Annotated in this window: 1 protein-coding gene; it reads right to left on the bottom strand. The window is 41.9% G+C overall.

Going from position 1 to position 756, the window contains the following annotated elements; genetic code table 11:
- Positions 1-756, bottom strand: a 756-nt coding sequence (locus A3729_RS24925; protein WP_197476063.1) for an efflux RND transporter permease subunit, incomplete at both ends; no start/stop codon positions are given.

Here is a 756-nt window from a genome sequence, read left to right as displayed (position 1 = left end):
CGTTTTTGAGTCAGACAGTTCTAGCGTTACTTGGGCGGTATGATCAAGGTTTTGTTTGTTTTCCTGATTCGATATCTTAAGCGTTGGGCCGATAACCGAATAAACGTGCAAGATTACAGGTTCACTAATACTGGGCGAAGAAGACTCGTTTAGCTCAATACGCAAATCTTCCGCTGCCTTCAACATTTTATTCACTGCAGCTTCAGTTTTTTTGCGTGAAGCGCCCTCCGGAAAAGCAACTGAGGCATTAACAACCTCTGCATCAATCGCGACGCCCAACGCCACTCTCATCCAACCAGTCGATAGTAAGACCATAAAGATGATAAACATTAAGCTAAAACTAACGATAACCAGTTCTTTATGTTTTAGAGCCATCACTAATAAAGGTTGATATAAACCTTGGTTTAATTTATCGAGGTGTTGGCTGAATTGCTTTTGTATTTTACTTAACAGACTGTCTTTCTTTTCGTCGCTTGATGTTGATGCCTTACGGGATAAGTGCGCAGGTAGAATAAAGATCGATTCCAAGAGCGAAAACACTAGAATACAAATAACTATAATAGGTATCGCCTGCATTAACTGACCCTCGGGGCCTGGTAAGAACAGTAAAGGCAAAAAGGCTACAATGGTTGTAGTGACTGCAAAAAGTATCGGTTTATATACGTCATAGACACCAGCAAGCGCGCCTTCACTACCATATTTTCCTGCCTGATTCTGGCTATGAATTGACTCCCCAACGATCACTGCGTCATCGAC

Source organism: Oleiphilus sp. HI0043 (assembly GCF_001634935.1).
The sequence above is the reverse complement of the archived record's forward strand: the minus strand, read 5'-3'. Positions and strand labels throughout refer to the sequence as shown.